The organism is Streptomyces sp. NPDC059255, assembly GCF_042752355.1.
Taxonomy (GTDB): Bacteria; Actinomycetota; Actinomycetes; order Streptomycetales; family Streptomycetaceae; genus Streptomyces.
In genome coordinates, this window is record NZ_JBHYZP010000036.1 from 34,802 (window position 1) to 52,132 (window position 17,331).

The following is a 17,331-nucleotide window of genomic DNA, read 5'->3' on the forward strand; positions in this document are numbered from 1 at the left end:
CCGCGCCGAAAGGCCGTGTTCCGCACCGGCTCGTCCTGACCCATGATGAGGTGCCGGGCGGCGGCCTCGGCGCGGCGGCGAGTGTCCCAAGAGGAGGTTCCTGGTGAGTGAGTCGAGGGAGACGGACGCCGAGGTGATCGTGGTGGGCGCGGGGCCGGCCGGCTCGTCCGCCGCCTTTCACCTGGCCAAGGCGGGCGTCGATGTGCTGCTTCTGGAGAAGTCCCACTTCCCCCGGGAGAAGGTGTGCGGGGACGGTCTGACCCCCCGGGCGGTGCACCAGCTGATCCGGATGGGGATCGACATCAACGCCCCGGGGTGGATGCGGTCACGCGGTATGCGCTGGGTGGCCGGGAGCTTCCAGGTCCATATCGAATGGCCCGGCCTGGGGAGTTACCCCGATTTCGGTCTCTCGCGCAGCCGGCACGACTTCGACGACATCCTGGCCCAGCACGCGGCAGCCGCCGGGGCACGGCTGCTCAACGGTGTGAAGGTGACCCACCCTGTGCTCGATCGCTCCGGCCGTGTCGTCGGTGTCAGCGGCGTCGGCGTGGCCGCCGGGTCGAAGGAGGCCAAGGGGTCGAAAGAGGCGAAGGAAGCGGAGGAGGAGACCGTCTACCGCGCGCCGATCGTCATCGCCGCCGACGGCGCCTCGGCCCGCCTCGCCCTCGCCCTGGGGCTGCAACGGGACAAGAAGCGGCAGATCGCGACGGCCGCCCGTCGTTACTACCGCAGCCCGGAGCGTTCCCAGGAGGAGTATCTGGAGCTGTGGGCCGACCTCCGCTTCCCGGGGACGGACCGCTATCTGCCCGGATACGGCTGGATCTTCCCGATGGGCGACGGCAGGGTCAATGTCGGGCTCGGCGCGCTGCCGCACCGGCGGTACGGGAAGGTCGAGCTGCGACCCGCCCTGGACCAGTGGCTGGCCCGCACCCCTCACGCGTGGGGACTGCGCGAGGAGAACGCCGAGGGCCCCGTGCGGAGCGCGGCGCTGCCCATGGGCTTCAACCGGCATCCCCTGTACACCCGGGGGCTCCTTCTGGTCGGCGACTCGGGCGGCATGATCAGCCCCTGGAACGGTGAGGGCATCGCCCAGGCCCTGGAGGCCGGCGAGGTCGCGGCCGGGAGCGCGGCCCTCGCCCTGGCCCTTCCCCAGGGGCCGAAACGGGAACGTATCCTGCTCAACTACCCCGTGGAGATGAACCGCCGCTGGGGGCGCTACTACCGCCTCGGCAACACCGCCGCCGACCTCGTCTTCAGCCGGTCGGGCTTCCAGCCGCTCCTCAACCGCTACGTCCTGGGCTCGCCGTTCCTGCTCAAGGCCCTGGCCCGGCTGCTCACCGACCTCACCGACAAGCCTTCGCGCGACACGATCGACCACCTGATCAATACGGCGGTCCGCCTCGTCCCGACGCCGCCGGTTCGGCGCAGGGCGGAGCCGGGCGGTGCGGTCAGCCGTTGACGAGGTGCGGTCAGGCCTTGACGATCACGCTCTCGACGCCCGGGAGCCCCTTGTCCCACCAGTGCCCGTAGCGCCGGTAGACGGCCGGATCGCGGTCGGCGAGCAGCCCGGACAGTTGCTCCGCCTCCTCGGTCAGACCGCGCCACGCGGCCCTGTCGAGCCGGTGGAAGGCGGTCAGTTCCAGCCCGCCCGCGACCGCGCGCCACACTCCGGCCACCCGCCCGTCGACGAGCAGGCAGGGCAGCATGTCGCCGTTGCGCCGGACGACCAGGGGCCGGTACTCCGGGGGCAGCACCCGCCCGGGGACGGCGTGGGCCAGCAGCGTGCTGTCCCACATCGGCAGCAGCCTCGGCGGCGCCGGAGTGTCCTCGGCGGGCACGGTCGCTCCGGCCACGTCGAACAGGGCGGCACGGCCCGGCCCCGCCACCCGCACCACCTGGTCCCCGAGCGCGTGCAGCGCCTCCGTGATCACCGCGCGCCCCAGCAGGGTGAACCGGGCGAAGTCCTGGGCCGACGCGGGCCCGAACGCCCGCAGATAGCCGAGCAGCAGCCGCTGCACCCCGGCCGCCGCGTCCGACGCGTCCGGTAGGTCCGGTACGTCCGGTGACGTGGCCCCGGGGGCCGTGGTCGAGGCGAGGTAGGCGTTCGGCAGGGTGAACGACCAGGGGCCGCCGGTCGGCGCGTGATGTATCGGCGCGTACGTACGCAGCGCCCACCACACCCGGTGCGCGTGCTCGCCGAACCGCCCCGTGACCTCCTCCTCCACCTCGGCCCCGGTTCGGGGCCGCGCCAAGTACGCGGCAAGTCGCGGGAGCAGCGCGTCCGCGTCGGTGCGGGTCAGGCCGGTCGAGGTGAAGCGCCGGTCGTGGAGCCGCGCCGACCGCAGCGTGCCGAGCATGGCGGCGTGGTACAGCGCGTAGTCCTCGGCGTGGACGGCGTGCAGGGTGATCCGCATGAGCGTCGCCTTCACGATCCGGCGGTCCGCGAACGCCGCGTCCAGATCCTCCGGCACGAAATCCCGCACGCGGTTCCACAGCGCCAGATACGGTGACGCGGCGGTCTGCGCCTGCACCGCACACACCCGGCGGACCGCCTCCGCCACATCGAGGCGCCTGCGTTCGAGCAGGAGTTGACGGTCCAGGGTGGCCAGGGCGAGCTGTCGGGCGGAGAGGCTCATGGCCGGATTATGCCGCCCCTCGAACTGAGCCTCCGCGACCTCCCCCTCAGTCGTCCTCGCCCTCCGGTTCCCCCTCAAGCTCCCCCTCCGTCTCCAGGAACACCGCGCGCAGCGCCGCCAGCACCTCCGGGTCCGGCTTCTCCCACATGCCGCGCGACTCCGCCTCCAGCAGCCGCTCCGCGATGCCGTGCAGCGCCCACGGGTTGGCCTCCTGGAGGAACTGGCGGTTCTCCGGGTCCAGGACGTATGTCTCGGTCAGCTTGTCGTACATCCAGTCGGCCACGACGCCCGTCGTCGCGTCGTAGCCGAAGAGGTAGTCGACCGTCGCGGCCAGCTCGAACGCGCCCTTGTAGCCGTGGCGGCGCATCGCCTCGATCCAGCGCGGGTTGACCACGCGGGCGCGGAAGACGCGGGACGTCTCCTCGACCAGGGTGCGGGTGCGGACGGTCTCCGGGCGGGTCGAGTCGCCGATGTACGCCTCGGGGGCCGTGCCCTTCAGCGCGCGTACGGTGGCGACCATGCCGCCGTGGTACTGGAAGTAGTCGTCCGAGTCCGCGATGTCGTGCTCGCGCGTGTCGGTGTTCTTGGCGGCCACCGCGATCCGCTTGTACGCGGTCTCCATCTCGCCGCGCGCCGGGCGCCCGTCGAGTTCGCGGCCGTACGCGTAGCCGCCCCACACCGTGTAGACCTCGGCGAGGTCCGCGTCCGTACGCCAGTCGCGGCTGTCGATGAGCTGGAGGATGCCCGCGCCGTACGTACCGGGCCGGGAGCCGAAGATACGGGTCGTGGCGCGCCGCTCGTCGCCGTGTTCCGCCAGGTCCGCCTGGGCGTGGGCGCGGACGAAGTTGGACTCGGCCGGTTCGTCCAGCCCGGCGACGAGCCGTACCGCGTCGTCCAGCAGCCCGATCGCGTGCGGGAACGCGTCGCGGAAGAAGCCGCTGATGCGCAGCGTGACATCGATACGGGGCCGGTTCAGTTCCGCCAGGGGTACCGGTTCCAGGCCGGTGACCCGGCGCGAGGCGTCGTCCCAGACGGGGCGGACGCCCAGCAGCGCGAGGGCTTCCGCGATGTCGTCGCCCGAGGTGCGCATCGCGCTCGTCCCCCAGAGGGAGAGCCCGACCGAGGTAGGCCAGTCGCCGTTGTCGGTGCGGTAGCGGGTGAGGAGGGAGTCCGCGAGGGCCTGCCCGGTCTCCCAGGCGAGCCGGCTCGGCACGGCCTTCGGGTCGACGGAGTAGAAGTTGCGGCCGGTCGGCAGGACGTTGACCAGGCCGCGCAGCGGGGAGCCCGACGGGCCCGCCGGGACGAAGCCGCCGCTCAGGGCGTGCACGACGTTCTCGATCTCGTCGTCCGTGCCGGCCAGGCGCGGGACGACCTCCCGGGCCGCGAAGTCCAGGATGTCCGCCACCGGGCCGGACAGCCCGGCGGCCACGGAAGGCACCGCCGCCGGGTCCCAGCCCGCGTCCTCCATCGCCTGGACGAGGGCGCGGGCGCGCTCCTCCGCGTCGTCGGCGGCGGTGCGGGTGGCGGCCGACTCGTCGAGGCCGAGGGCCTCGCGCAGGCCGGGCAGGGAGGACGTACCGCCCCAGATCTGCCGGGCGCGGAGGATCGCGAGGACGAGGTTGACGCGCGCCTCGCCGGTCGGGGCGCCACCGAGGACGTGGAGTCCGTCGCGGATCTGCGCGTCCTTGACCTCGCAGAGCCAGCCGTCGACATGGAGCAGGAAGTCGTCGAACCCGTCGTCGTCCGGGCGCGCTTCGAGCCCGAGGTCGTGGTCGAGCTTGGCGGCCTGGATCAGCGTCCAGATCTGGGCGCGGATCGCGGGCAGCTTCGCCGGGTCCATCGAGGAGATCGCCGCGTACTCGTCGAGCAGCTGCTCCAGGCGCGCGATGTCGCCGTACGACTCGGCGCGCGCCATCGGCGGTACGAGGTGGTCCACCAGCGTGGCGTGCACGCGCCGCTTCGCCTGCGTCCCCTCGCCCGGGTCGTTGACGAGGAACGGGTAGATCAGCGGCAGGTCACCGAGCGCGGCGTCCGGCGCGCAGGAGGCGGACATCCCGGCGTTCTTGCCGGGCAGCCACTCCAGGTTGCCGTGCTTGCCCAGGTGGATCATGGCGTCGGCGCCGAACCCGCCGTCGTGGCTCGACGCCTGGATCCAGCGGTACGCGGCCAGGTAGTGGTGCGAGGGCGGCAGATCGGGGTCGTGGTAGATCGCGATCGGGTTCTCGCCGAAGCCGCGCGGCGGCTGGATGAGGATCAGCAGATTGCCGCGCCGCAGCGCGGCGAGCACGATGTCGCCGTCCGGGTCGCCGCCCGCGCCGGCGCGGCTGCGGTCGAGGAACATCTCGCCGGGCGGCGGCCCCCAGTGCCGCTCGACGGAGGCGCGCAGATCGGCGGGGAGCTGTGCGTACCAGCGCCGGTAGTCGGCCGCCGGGATGCGGACGGGGTTACGGGCGAGCTGCTCCTCGGTGAGCCATTCCTGGTCGTGGCCGCCCGCGTCGATGAGCGCGCGGATCAGCTCGTCGCCGTCGCCGGACTCCAGTCCCGGGACCGGCTCCGTACCGAAGTCGTAGCCGTCCACGAGAAGCCGGCGCAGCAGGGCGACGGCGCTGGCCGGGGTGTCGAGGCCGACGGCGTTGCCGATGCGGGAGTGCTTGGTGGGGTACGCGGAGAGGACCAGCGCGACGCGCTTCTCGGCGTTCGTACGGTGGGACAGCGAGGCGTGGCGCACGGCGATCCCGGCGACGCGCGCGGCCCGCTCGGGGTCGGGTACGTACGCGGGCAGCCCGTCCTCGTCGATCTCCTTGAAGGAGAACGGGACAGTGATCAGGCGCCCGTCGAACTCCGGTACGGCGACCTGCGAGGCGGCGTCCAGCGGCGTCAGCCCCTCGTCGCTCTCCTCCCAGGCGGCGCGGCTGCTGGTGAGGCAGAGGGCCTGGAGGATCGGTACGTCGAGGGCGGCGAGCGCGCCCGCGTCCCACGCCTCGTCGTCACCGCCGGCCGACGCCTGGGCGGGCTTGGTGCCCCCGGCGGCGAGCACGGTGGTGACGATCGCGTCGGCCTCGCCCAGGGCGGCCAGCAGTTCGGGTTCGGGCGCGCGCAGCGACGAGACGAAGAGGGGGAGGGGCCGGGCGTCGGCGTCCTCGATCGCCGAGCAGAGCGTCTCGACGAAGGCGGTGTTGCCGCTCATGTGGTGGGCGCGGTAGTAGAGGACCGCGACGGTCGGGGCCAGCTCCCACGACATGTGGCCGGGACGGCCGAAGCGCGGCGGCCTGACCTTGCGCTCCAGCCGGCCCCAGGTGGGCGCGGCGGCGGGCGGTTCGAAGCCGTGGCCGGTCAGCAGGACGGTGTCGGAGAGGAACCGCGCGAGCTGCTCCAGGTTGACGGGCCCGCCGTGGGCGAGGTAGGCGTGCGCCTCGGCGGCGATCCCGATGGGGACGGTGGACGCCTCCATGAGCTGTGCGTCGGGCGCCTGTTCACCGGTGAGGACGACCACCGGGACATCCCGGGCGAGGAGCGCGTCGATGCCGTCCTGCCAGGCGCGCAGCCCGCCGAGGAGGCGTACGACGACGAGGTCGGCGCCGTCCAGGAGTGCGGGCAGTTCGTCGAGCGCGAGCCGGGCGGGGTTGGCGAACCGGTACGGGACCGGGCCCCCCGCCGCGTTGGCGGCACGGGCGCTGAGCAGATCGGTGTCGGACGTCGACAGGAGCAGCAGCATGCGGCGTCTGGCCTTCCTCGGGGTCCGCGCCCCGGGCGGGTGTGGAGGACGGCGGGAGTTCCTGGCTCACCCGGCGGCCGGAGCTGCCGGGTTCACAGTGGCGGGACCGCGCCGGGTTCGCACCGGGCTTCCTCCCCATGACGCCGTCACTGGCGTGCGGCGGGCCTGACGGGCCCGCCGTCTGCATAGTAAGTGCTGAGGTCACGGGCGGGGAGGGCGCCCGTACGAGTGGGTCCGTGGTGAGGACCACGTGGGTATGCTCGCGGCCATGCCGCCCACCTCGCCAACACCCGTGAACCGGGACGAAGCCACCGCGCGCGCTCCGTCCCCGGGCGCGGTGCGCGATGCCGTACGGGTACGGGGGGACGCCTGCCCCGGCGCGCTGCGGCTGCACGCCGCCGACGACGGCGCGCTGGCCAGACTCCGGCTGCCCGCAGGTGTGTTGACGCACCGCCAGGCGCATGTTCTGGCGGACGCGGCGGAGCGCCTGGGCGACGGCCACCTGGACCTCACGTCCCGGGGCAACGTCCAGCTCCGGGGGCTGGACGCGGGCTGCGGCGGCGAGCTGGCGGCGCTGCTGCACGGGGCGGGGCTGCTGCCGTCGGAGGCACACGAGCGGGTACGGAACATCGTCGCCTCGCCGCTGGCCGGCCTCGACGGACTCGGCGCGGGGGACGTGCAGTTGTGGGCCCGGCGGCTGGACGAACTGCTGTGCGCGAGCGACGCGGCGGCGGGGCTCTCCGGGCGCTTCCTCTTCGCGCTGGACGACGGCCGGGGCGATGTGGCCGCGCTGGGCGCGGATGTGACGTTGCTCGCACGGCGGGACGGCACGGTGACGGTACGGACCGGCACGAACCAGACCCGGGTCGACCAGACCGGTACGAACCACCCGGCGTCCGCCCCAGGGGCGGTGCGGGTCCCGGGCGTACGGGTCCCGGCCGCCGACGCCCCGCGCGCGGCCCTGCTGGCGGCGGAGACCTTCCTCACCGTGGCGCGCGCGAGCGGCACGGGCGCCTGGCGCGTACAGGACCTGCCGGCCGAGTCCGCGCGAGAGCTGACGGCGGCGGTGACGGAGCGCCTGACGGCGGCCGGGATCGAAGCCCTGGCGGCGGATACGGGGGACACGGCCGCCCCCGGCCCGGCGCCCGGCCCGGCCCCTGCCCCCGAGCCCGGGCTGATCCCCTCCCCCGACGCAACGGTGGCGCTCTCCGCGTACCCCCGGCTCGGCAGGCTGAGCGTGGCCCAGTGGCGGCTCCTGCTCACCGAGGACCGTGGCCTGCGGCTGACGCCCTGGCGCGGGGTGGTCGTCCCCGGCCTGACCGCCGAGGCCGCCGCCGGTCTCCTCGGGCGCCTCCGTACCGCCGGACTGGTCACCGATCCCGGCTCCCCCTGGCTCGGCGTCGGCGCCTGCACCGGGCGGCCGGGGTGCGCCAAGGCGCTCGCGGACGTACGGGCCGACGCCGCCGCGTCCGTGGCCGGAGCCGCGGCAGCGGGCCGGGGCGGGGACCGGGACCGCCTGCCCGTGTACTGGTCGGGATGCGCGCGGCGCTGCGGTCATCCGCAGGGCGACCGGGTGGACCGGGTCGCGACCGGGGAGGGCCGCTACACCGTCTCCGTACACAGAGGCGACAACGCGGGGCAGACAACGTGAAGAAGACAAAGCAGCCGTGACGAGATGAGCGAAACCACAGTGTTCGACTACGAGAAGGACGGCGCGGAGATATACCGCCAGTCGTTCGCCACGATCCGCGCCGAGGCGGACCTCGCCGGGCTGCCCGCCGATGTCTCCCAGGTCGCGGTGCGGATGATCCACGCCTGCGGCATGGTCGACCTCGTGCGCGACCTGGCCTTCACCCCCGGTGTGGTGGCCCGCGCCCGCGCGGCGCTGCGCGCGGGCGCGCCGATCCTGTGCGACGTGCAGATGGTCGCGAGCGGGGTCACGCGCAAGCGGCTGCCCGCCGGCAACGACGTGCTCTGCACGCTCTCCGACCCCGCCGTGCCAGGCCTCGCCGCCGAGTTGGGGACGACGCGCAGCGCCGCCGCGCTGGAGCTGTGGCGGGACCGGCTGGACGGCGCGGTCGTCGCCGTCGGCAACGCGCCGACCGCGCTCTTCCGGCTGCTGGAGATGGTCGAGGCGGGCGCGCCGCGCCCGGCGGCCGTCATCGGCGTCCCGGTCGGCTTCATCGGCGCGGCCGAGTCCAAGGACGCGCTGGCCGGCCACCCCGCCGGCCTGGAACACCTGGTCGTACGGGGACGGCGCGGCGGCAGCGCCCTCGCGGCGGCGGCCATCAACGCGATCGCGAGCGAAGTGGAATGACCGAGAACCCCACGGCCACGCACCGGACCGCCGAGCGCCCCGAGGCCACGACGGACGAGACCGGTGGCCTCCGCACCGGCCGGCTGTACGGCGTCGGCCTCGGCCCCGGCGACCCGTCCCTGATGACCGTACGGGCCGTCCAGGTCATCGCCGAGGCGGACGTGGTCGCGTACCACAGCGCCCGCCACGGCCGCTCCATCGCGCGCTCCATAGCCGCCGCGCACCTGCGCGCGGACCACATCGAGGAGCCGCTGGTCTACCCGGTCACCACCGGCACCACCGACCATCCCGGCGGCTACCAGGGCGCGATGGACGAGTTCTACGCGGAGTCCGCCGCCCGGCTCGCCGCCCATCTCGACGCGGGGCGCACGGTCGCGGTGCTCGCGGAGGGCGATCCGCTCTTCTACGGCTCGTACATGCACATGCACAAGCGGCTGGCCGACCGTTATCCGACCGAGGTCGTCCCCGGGGTGACCTCGGTGAGCGCCGCGGCCGCGCGGCTCGGCACCCCGCTCGTCGAGGGCGAGGAGGTGCTGACGGTCCTGCCGGGCACCCTGCCCGAGGAGGAGCTGACGGCCCGGCTGGCCTCGGCGGACTCGGCGGTGGTGATGAAGCTGGGCAGGACGTTCCCGGCCGTACGGCGGGCGGTCGAACGGGCGGGGCGGCTGGCGGACGCGCGGTACGTCGAGCGCGCGACGATGAGCGGGGAGCGCACGGGCGCGCTGGCGGACACGGACCCGGACTCGGTGCCGTACTTCTCGGTGGCGGTGCTGCCGAGCCGCGTGGCCGTGCTGCCGTCCCCGGCACCTGCGCCGACGGCGCCCGACTCCGACTCCGACTCCGGCTCCGGCTCCGGCTCCGGCTCCGGCTCCGGTGAGGTCGTGGTGGTGGGCACGGGACCGGCGGGTCCGCTGTGGCTCACGCCCGAGACGCGCGGCGCGCTGGCCGCCGCCGAGGATCTGGTCGGCTACACCACCTATCTGGACCGGGTTCCGGTCCGGCCGGGCCAGCGGCGGCACGGCTCCGACAACAAGGTGGAGTCCGAGCGCGCCGAGTTCGCCCTCGACCTGGCGCGGCGGGGCCGCCGCGTGGCCGTCGTCTCCGGCGGTGACCCGGGCGTCTTCGCGATGGCCACGGCCGTACTGGAGGCCGCGTCGGCCGATCCGTACCGGGAGATACCCGTACGGGTCCTCCCGGGCGTGACCGCCGCCAACGCCGCCGCCGCGCGCGCCGGTGCGCCCCTCGGCCACGACTACGCCGTGCTCTCGCTCTCCGACCGCCTCAAGCCGTGGGAGGTCATCGCGGAACGGCTGCGCGCGGCGGCGCGCGCGGACCTGGTGCTCGCGCTCTACAACCCGGGCTCCCGCAGTCGCGACTGGCAGGTCGGCAAGGCCCGCGAACTGCTGCTGGAGCACCGCGCCCCGGACACCCCGGTCGTGCTCGGACGCGATGTGGGCGGGCCGGAGGAGAGCGTGCGGATCGTACGGCTGGCGGAACTCGACCCGGCGCAGGTGGACATGCGGACGATCCTGATCGTCGGCTCCTCGCAGACGGTGACCGTACGGCGAGGGGGCGGCGACGGAGCCCGCGGCGGCGAGGAGATCGTCTGGACCCCGCGCCGCTACCCGGAGCCTTCCCCGGCCCACGCGCCGTCTCCGGAGCCTTCCCCGGCCGCCGATTCGCCCGCCCCTTCCGAGAGGTGAGCCACCCACGCCGCCGCGTCCTCGGCGGTCTCCACGACGGTCACCCCCGACGGCACGGGCGGCCGACGCACGACCACGACCGGAATCCCCGCCTCCCGGGCGGCGGTGAGCTTGGGCGCGGTGGCCGCGCCGCCGCTGTCCTTGGTCACGACGACATCGATCCGGTGCCGCCGGAGCAGCTCACGCTCCCCGTCGAGAGTGAAGGGCCCCCGGTCGAGCAGGGTCTCGGTACGGGCCGGGTACGGCGGTTCGGGCGCGTCCACGGACCGTACGAGGAACCAGTGGCGGTCGAGTTCCGGGCCCGCGAAGGCGGCGAGCCCCATCCGCCCGGTGGTGAGGAAGACCCTGCGGGCCCCGCCGAGCCCGCGCAGCGCCTCGGCGGCGCCGGCCAGCGTGCCGACCGTACGCCAGTCGTCGCCGGGGACGGGCGCCCAGGAGGGGCGGCGCAGTGCCAGCAGGGGGACGGCGGCGGTGGCGGCGGCGAGGGCCGCGTTCCGGCTGATGGCCGCGGCGAAGGGATGGGTGGCGTCGACGAGCGCGTCCACCCGGTCCTCGCGCAGCCGGTGTGCCAGCCCGTCCGCCCCGCCGAACCCGCCGACGCGCACCTCCCCCGGCGGCAGCACGGGCCGGGCGACGCGCCCGGCGAGGGACGTCGTCACGCGCAGCCGCGGGTGGAGCAGTTCCGCGAGGCGGCGCGACTCGGTGGTCCCGCCGAGGATCAGCACGTGCAAGGGCAACGGATCTCTCCATGACGGACGGCGGTACGGACACGACTGCGGGGACGACCAAAGGCGCGGGTGGGGGCGGCCGCGACGCCCAACTCAAGCACACCGGTCTGCGGCCCGGCTGGACCACCGGTGCCTGCGCGACGGCGGCGACGACGGCCGCGTACACCGCCCTGCTGACCGGCGGCTTCCCCGACCCGGTGACGATCACGCTGCCGAAGGGGCAGACCCCTGCGTTCGCGCTGGCGGCGGAGGAGCTGTCCGGCGGGGCGGCCATGGCGGGCGTGGTCAAGGACGCGGGCGACGACCCGGACGTCACGCACGGCGCGCTGGTCCGCGCGACGGTGCGACCGCTGCCGCCGGGCGCGGGCGTCGTCTTCCGGGCGGGCCCCGGCGTGGGGACGGTGACGCGCCCCGGGCTGCCCCTGGAGGTCGGCGAACCGGCGATCAACCCGGTCCCGCGTCAGCTGATGCGGGCCCATGTGGCGGAGGTGGCGCGGCGGTACGGCGGCACGGGCGACGTGGAGATCACGGTCGCGGTGGACGACGGCGAGGAGATCGCCCGGTCGACCTGGAACCCGCGCCTGGGCATCCTGGGCGGCCTGTCCGTCCTCGGTACGACGGGGGTGGTCGTCCCGTACTCCTGCTCGGCGTGGATCGACTCGATCCGGCGGGGTGTGGACGTGGCGCGCGCGGCGGGCCGCACGCACGTGGCGGGGTGCACGGGCTCGACCTCGGAGAAGACGGTCCTGGCCGTGCACGGGCTGCCGGAGGACGCGCTGCTGGACATGGGCGACTTCGCGGGGGCGGTCCTCAAGTACATCCGCCGCCATCCGGTCGCCCGCCTCACGCTCTGCGGGGGCTTCGCGAAGCTTTCGAAACTGGCGGCGGGCCATCTCGACCTGCACTCGGGGCGCTCCCAGGTGAACAAGGCGTTCCTGGCGGAACTGGCCTCGGCGGCGGGCGCGGACCCGGCACTGGCGGCCCGGGTCGCGGAGTCCAACACGGGCCTGGAGGCGCTGCGCCTGTGCGAGGCGGCGGGCGTGGCACTGGGCGACGCGGTGGCGCTGCGGGCCAGGGCGGAGGCGCTGGCGGTGCTGCGGGGGGCGCCGGTGGCGGTGGACGTGATCTGCATCGACCGGGCGGGGACGGTGGTGGGGCGCAGCGAGCCGAGCACCGGGGGCACGACGGTCTCGACGCGGCCCTCGTAGGCTCGCGGCGCGTCAGGCTCCCCGCGGGGGGCTCACGTCCCGAAACGGTGGTTCGGCGGCGTACACGGAACTCCCCCTCGGAGCGACCCGGGACGGCGGGCAACGCCTTACAACACCCAGGACCACATGGACGTTTATTGGCTATTTATTGAACGTTTCTTTGCCTTTCCCAGGATGACGCACAGATGGCTGCCCGTCAGGCCATCACAGTGAACACGTCAAGGGGGATTTGACATGGCCACGATTGAATTCGATCACGTGAAGTACGGCAAGACGGACACATGCGTCAAAAGCTTCCAGAAGGCGCTCATCGCCAAGGGGGGCAAGATCCCGTCCGGCCCCACCGGTCTGTACGGCCCGGAGACCAAGGCCGCCTGCACCAAGTTCCAGAAGGCCCAGGGGTGGACCGGCGGCAACGCGGACGGGCTGCCGGGGCCGCAGACCTTCGCCCTCCTCGGGCTCAAGGACGGCGGCCACAAGACGGGGAGTTCGAGCAGCAGGGTGGCCTCGCCCGTGCCCGGCTACGGCACCAACGCCGGTAACCCGTACGGCAAGCCCGGAAGCTACCAGGCCGGTTTCCACACCGGCAGCGACTACCCGGCGCCCAAGGGGACCAAGGTCGTGGCCGTACGCGCCGGCACCATCGCCGTGTCGGACAACAACGGCCAGTCGTACGGCACCTGGATCCACCTGAACGCCGACAACGGCAGGACCTACGTCTACTGCCACCTGTCCAAGCGCAGCGTCTCGGTCGGCGACAAGGTCAAGGCGGGCGAGAAGCTCGGCGAGGTCGGCTCCACCGGCAACTCGACCGGCCCGCACCTGCACCTCGAAGACCGGCCCAGGGGCGGCGGCTACGGGAACGTCCGCAAGCCGTCCTGGTGAACACGGCTCCGCACAGCCACGTACACCACGACGGAAAGGAAGTCTCCTCATGGCACCACCACTGTCCGCCTCGGCCTTCCTCGCGGCGCTGCGCGCCGAGGGCGTGAAGGTCAAAGAGGTCGGCGACTGGCGTACGCACAACCGCAACCACAAGGGGCTCTGGGGCCCGGTCAACGGAGTGATGGTCCACCACACCGTCACCTCGGGCACCACGGGCTCCGTGGCGATCTGCCGCGACGGATACGCCGCGCTGCCGGGACCGCTGTGCCACGGCGTCATCGACAAGACGGGCGTCGTCCACCTCGTCGGCCACGGCCGGACGAACCACGCGGGCGGGGGTGACCCCAAGGTCCTCGCGCGCGTGATCGCGGAGGACTACGGCGACCGGCCGCCCAGGCCCACCCGGGGCAACGCCGACGGCGAGGACGGCAACGCCCGGTTCTACGGCTTCGAGTGCGTCAACCTCGGTGACGGGAAGGACCCGTGGCCGAAGGCGCAGCTCGACGCGATCGAGCGGGTGGGCGCGGCAATCTGCCGTGCGCACGGGTGGAGCGCGCTCAGCGTCATCGGGCATCTCGAATGGTCCAACGACAAGATCGACCCCAAGGGGTTCGGAATGCCCGGCATGCGCGACCGGATCGCCGGGCGGCTGAAGACCACCCCTGCCAAGAAGTGAGCGTCACCGGCACGTAGTCACGCGGGGGACGGCGGGACACGGAGAAGGTATCCGTGCCCCGCCGTACCGGTGTCCCCGTGTACCCGTGCGCGGACCCCGCCGTACCCGTACGAGCGCTACGTACCCGTACGAGCGCTACGAGCAGCCCGTAACGCCGTCGCCGTCGCTGTCACAGTCGCGATCGCGCTCCGCCGAGTACAGGTGGCTGTCCCTGAACTGCTCCGCGCCCAGCGTCCTGCCCACCATGATCACCGCCGTCCGCACCACCCCCGCCGCCTTCACCTGCGCGGCGATCCCGTCCAGCGGCCCCCGCAGCACCAGCTCGTCGGGGCGGCTGGCCATCGCCACCACCGCCGCCGGGCAGTCCGCGCCGTAGTGCGGCAGCAGTTCCGCCACCACCCGGTCCACGTACCGCGCCGCCAGGTGCAGCACCAGCAGCGCGCCGCTGCGCCCGAGCGTCGCCAGGTCCTCGCCCGCCGGCATCGGGGTGGCCCGCTGGGCGACCCGGGTCAGGATGACCGTCTGGCCGACCGTCGGCACGGTCAGCTCCCGCTTGAGCGCGGCGGCGGCCGCCGCGAACGCCGGTACGCCCGGGACCACTTCGTACGGCACACCCGCCGCGTCCAGCCGCCGCATCTGCTCGGCCACCGCGCTGAAGACGGACGGGTCACCGGAGTGCAGCCGCGCCACGTCGTGGCCCTCGCCGTGCGCCCCGACCAGTTCGGCGGTGATGGCGTCGAGGTCCATCCTGGCGGTGTCGATCAGGCGCGCGTCCGGCGGGCACTCCGCCAGCAGTTCGCGCGGGACCAGGCTGCCCGCGTACAGGCACACCCGGCACTCGGCCAGCCGGCGGGCGCCGCGCACCGTGATCAGGTCGGCGGCGCCGGGGCCCGCGCCGATGAAGTACACCGTCATCGTTCTTCTCCTGCTCGTGAGGCCGGGGCTGAGGCCGGGGGCGGGGACGGGGCCGACGCCGGACCCGGCCCCGCCGCTGATCCTGGGGCTTTCGTGACCGACCACTGCGTGACCGGCATCGCCTGCCGCCACCCCGTGAAGCCGCCGACCGGCACCGCGTGCGCGACCGCCAGCCGCACCAGTTCCCCGCCGTACCGGCGGTACCGGTCGGCCAGCAGCGCCTCCGACTCCAGCGTCACCGTGTTCGCGACCAGCCGGCCGCCCACGGGCAGCGCCTCCCAGCAGGCGTCGAGCAGCCCCGGCGCGGTCAGCCCGCCGCCGATGAACACCGCGTCGGGTACCGGCAGTCCGGCGAGCGCGGCGGGCGCCGCGCCGACGGCGACGCGCAGTCCGGGGACGCCGAGCGCCCGCGCGTTCCGGCCGATGCGCTCGGCGCGCACCGGATCGCGTTCCACCGACACCGCCCGGCAGGACGGGTGCGTACGCATCCACTCCACCGCGATCGAACCGGACCCGCCGCCGATGTCCCACAGCAGCTCCCCCGGCGCGGGCGCCAGCGCGCCCAGCGTGGCGGCGCGCACATGGCGTTTGGTGAGCTGGCCGTCGTGTTCGTACGCCGTGTCCGGCAGCCCGGGTACGGCGCCGAGGCGCGGCGCGCCGGGCGCGCGGCGGCACTCGACCGCCACCACGTTGAGCGGGTCTCCGGCCGGCCCGGCCCACGCGTCGGCGGTGGCCGTACGGTGCCGTTCCCGCTCCGAGCCGAGCTGTTCGAGCACGTGCAGCGGGCTCGGCCCGTAGCCGCGCGCGCGGAGCAGCGCCGCCACGTCCTCGGGCGTCCCGGCCCCGGCGCTGAGCACCAGCACCCGGCGGCCGTCGTGCAGCGCGGCGGTGAGGCGTTCGGCGGGGCGGCCGACGAGCGTGACGACCTCCGTCTCCTCCACCGGCCAGCCGAGCCGGGCGCACGCGTACGAGACGGACGACGGATGCGGCAGCACGCGCAGCGCCGCCGCGCCGACGACCTCGCCGAGCGCCCGTCCGATCCCGTAGAACATCGGGTCCCCGCTGGCCAGCACCGCGATCCGGCGCCCGGCGTGCGCGGCGAGCAGGCCGGGCACGGCGGGGCGCAGCGGCGACGGCCACGCCACCCGCTCGCCCGCGCACTCCCGCGCCGGCAGCAGGCCGAGCTGGCGGGGCCCGCCGATGACCACGTCCGCCCCGCGCAGGACCTCCCGCGCCGCGCCGGAGAGCCCGGCCCAGCCGTCCGCGCCGATCCCGACCACGGTCACCGGCGGAGCCGGGACCGGCGACGGGGGACCAGGGGGCGGGACGCTCACTGCCGTACACCTCTGAGCTGGGAGAAGACCGACCCCGCACTCTACTGTCCGGCCGCCCGCGGCTCCCCGACGGGTGCCCCGGGCGGCACGACGGCGGCACCGGCCACCGCCCGCGGCCGGAGCATCCGCTCCGCCAGTTCGCCGAAGATCAGTCCGAAGGCCGTCCAGAGCAGCGCCTGCACCCCGAGCGAGGCGAGCCGGAACTCCCACAGCAGTGCCGCGGGGAAGGACGCGGGGACGGCGTCCGCGTTGGCGGGCAGCACCAGACAGGCGACGGCGACGACGGCCACGTAACCGGCGCCCGCGGCGAGCGACGCGTTCCAGTTGCCGAGCCGCGGCGCCAGCCGTCTCCCCGCGATGACGGCGATGACCGCCAGCAGGACGCTGAGCAGGATCATCAGGAAGAACAGGGTCGTGCGCCTGCCGATCGTGTCCGGATTGCCCACGGCGGGCGGCGTCGCCGGATACTTCAGGAACGGCACCAGGTAGACGGTCGTGAAGGCGGCCCCCGCGACCAGCGCCGAGGTCGCCCGCGGCCCGAACCGGCCGATCCTGCCCAGGCTCACCGCGAAGACCAGCGAGGCGATGCCGCCGAGGGCCACCCCGTACACCAGGACCCCGGTGGCGAGCCCGAACGTCGACTGGACCGGCCTGCTGACCAGTTCCTCTTCCTCTTCCTCCTCTCCCGCTGCTACGGGGTCCGCCGCGGCGCCGTGCTGATGCGCCGGGGCGGACCGGCTCTCCTCCTGCGCGATGGAGTCCCGTACGGAGGGCTCACCCGCGAGGTAGGCCAGCGCGAACGCGAGAAGTCCGGCCAGGACGCCCGCGACCATGCCGCGGACCAGGAGGTTTCTGACGGTGAAGGCATGCATGCGCGTCATCTCCGCTGTCGCTGCTGTCGCTGCTGTTTCCGCTGACTGCTGACTGCTGACTGCTGTTTCCGTCAGCGGTCAGTGGCAGGGGAACCCGAGCAGATGACGGCCGTCGTGCACCCATTCGTGCACACCGGCACCGGAGATCACCGACGTCGCGCCCTGTTCGGCGCCGACGAAGTAGAGCAGCACCAGCATCAGGGTGCCGACGAAGACCGCCCACGGCAGCACGGCGCGCAGCGGAAGCGGAGCCGGGGCGGCGCCGGTGGCAGAGGTGGGCGGAAGAGCGGTGTTCGCAGGCGCGATGGACTGAGCCATGGCACATCCTCCTGAGGGAACTCG

At 74.1% G+C, this 17,331-nt stretch carries 13 protein-coding genes, 1 pseudogene and 1 riboswitch; of the genes and pseudogenes, 7 read left to right on the forward strand and 7 right to left on the reverse strand.

All coding sequences use genetic code 11. From position 1 onward, the window contains the following. Positions 1-103: 103 nt before the first annotated feature. A complete protein-coding gene (locus ACFXKG_RS32210; protein WP_384846558.1) occupies positions 104-1,459 on the forward strand; it encodes a geranylgeranyl reductase family protein in 1,356 nt (451 codons plus the stop codon). A 10-nt stretch (positions 1,460-1,469) separates the two neighbouring features. Here the strand turns inward: ACFXKG_RS32210 and ACFXKG_RS32215 are convergent, their stop codons facing one another. Together ACFXKG_RS32215 and cobN are read right to left on the reverse strand one after the other, a co-directional pair. Then, positions 1,470-2,636, reverse strand: coding sequence for a winged helix DNA-binding domain-containing protein (locus ACFXKG_RS32215; RefSeq protein WP_384846560.1), 1,167 nt, complete (start codon positions 2,634-2,636; stop codon positions 1,470-1,472). A 46-nt stretch (positions 2,637-2,682) separates the two neighbouring features. Beyond that, positions 2,683-6,351 carry a cobaltochelatase subunit CobN gene (gene cobN / locus ACFXKG_RS32220; RefSeq protein WP_384846562.1) on the reverse strand — a complete coding sequence of 1,223 codons (3,669 nt, stop codon included), beginning with the start codon at positions 6,349-6,351 and terminating at the stop codon, positions 2,683-2,685. A gap of 55 nt (positions 6,352-6,406) precedes the next feature. Further along, a riboswitch (cobalamin riboswitch) is annotated at positions 6,407-6,485 on the reverse strand. A gap of 122 nt (positions 6,486-6,607) precedes the next feature. Between cobN and cobG the strand changes: the two genes are divergently transcribed. Genes cobG through ACFXKG_RS32235 form a run of 3 tightly spaced genes read left to right on the forward strand, consistent with a single transcriptional unit; the run spans position 6,608 to position 10,371 of the window. Next, positions 6,608-8,002, forward strand: a complete 1,395-nt coding sequence (gene cobG, locus ACFXKG_RS32225; protein WP_384846564.1) for a precorrin-3B synthase — start codon at positions 6,608-6,610, stop codon at positions 8,000-8,002. Between the two features lie 24 nt (positions 8,003-8,026). Further along, the gene (locus tag ACFXKG_RS32230) at positions 8,027-8,668 is read left to right on the forward strand and encodes a precorrin-8X methylmutase (RefSeq protein ID WP_384846566.1); all 642 of its coding nucleotides are present in this window, start codon (positions 8,027-8,029) and stop codon (positions 8,666-8,668) included. After that, entirely contained in the window at positions 8,665-10,371 is a 1,707-nt protein-coding gene (locus tag ACFXKG_RS32235) for a precorrin-2 C(20)-methyltransferase (RefSeq protein ID WP_384846568.1), read from the forward strand. Before ACFXKG_RS32230 ends, ACFXKG_RS32235 begins: the two co-directional genes overlap by 4 nt. Here the strand turns inward: ACFXKG_RS32235 and ACFXKG_RS32240 are convergent. After that, positions 10,290-11,102: a cobalt-precorrin-6A reductase gene (locus ACFXKG_RS32240; protein WP_384846667.1), complete on the reverse strand. Its 813-nt coding sequence runs from the start codon at positions 11,100-11,102 to the stop codon at positions 10,290-10,292. The two genes, ACFXKG_RS32235 and ACFXKG_RS32240, sit on opposite strands and share 82 nt — an antisense overlap. Positions 11,103-11,119: 17 nt before the next feature. On the opposite strand from ACFXKG_RS32240, the gene ACFXKG_RS32245 reads away from it, so the two are divergent. The 3 genes and pseudogenes from ACFXKG_RS32245 to ACFXKG_RS32255 all read left to right on the forward strand — a co-directional run. After that, on the forward strand, positions 11,120-12,307 hold the full coding sequence (locus ACFXKG_RS32245) for a cobalt-precorrin-5B (C(1))-methyltransferase (RefSeq protein ID WP_384846570.1): 1,188 nt from the start codon (positions 11,120-11,122) through the stop codon (positions 12,305-12,307). A gap of 234 nt (positions 12,308-12,541) precedes the next feature. Then, positions 12,542-13,192, forward strand: coding sequence for a peptidoglycan DD-metalloendopeptidase family protein (locus tag ACFXKG_RS32250; protein ID WP_384846572.1), 651 nt, complete (start codon positions 12,542-12,544; stop codon positions 13,190-13,192). A gap of 49 nt (positions 13,193-13,241) precedes the next feature. Next, a pseudogene (locus ACFXKG_RS32255) lies at positions 13,242-13,859 on the forward strand (N-acetylmuramoyl-L-alanine amidase); the annotation flags it as partial. A gap of 144 nt (positions 13,860-14,003) precedes the next feature. Here ACFXKG_RS32255 and cobM read toward each other — a convergent pair. From cobM to ACFXKG_RS32275, 4 genes are all read right to left on the reverse strand, one after another. Further along, positions 14,004-14,783 carry a precorrin-4 C(11)-methyltransferase gene (gene cobM / locus ACFXKG_RS32260; RefSeq protein ID WP_384846574.1) on the reverse strand — a complete coding sequence of 260 codons (780 nt, stop codon included), beginning with the start codon at positions 14,781-14,783 and terminating at the stop codon, positions 14,004-14,006. Further along, on the reverse strand, positions 14,780-16,117 hold the full coding sequence (gene cbiE, locus ACFXKG_RS32265) for a precorrin-6y C5,15-methyltransferase (decarboxylating) subunit CbiE (RefSeq protein WP_384846576.1): 1,338 nt from the start codon (positions 16,115-16,117) through the stop codon (positions 14,780-14,782). The genes cobM and cbiE overlap by 4 nt, the downstream gene beginning before the upstream one ends. 41 nt (positions 16,118-16,158) lie before the next feature. Beyond that, positions 16,159-16,989 carry a CbtA family protein gene (locus ACFXKG_RS32270; protein ID WP_384846578.1) on the reverse strand — a complete coding sequence of 277 codons (831 nt, stop codon included), beginning with the start codon at positions 16,987-16,989 and terminating at the stop codon, positions 16,159-16,161. A gap of 78 nt (positions 16,990-17,067) precedes the next feature. Continuing rightward, positions 17,068-17,307, reverse strand: coding sequence for a CbtB-domain containing protein (locus tag ACFXKG_RS32275; RefSeq protein WP_382895894.1), 240 nt, complete (start codon positions 17,305-17,307; stop codon positions 17,068-17,070). Between the last annotated feature and the right edge of the window lie 24 nt (positions 17,308-17,331).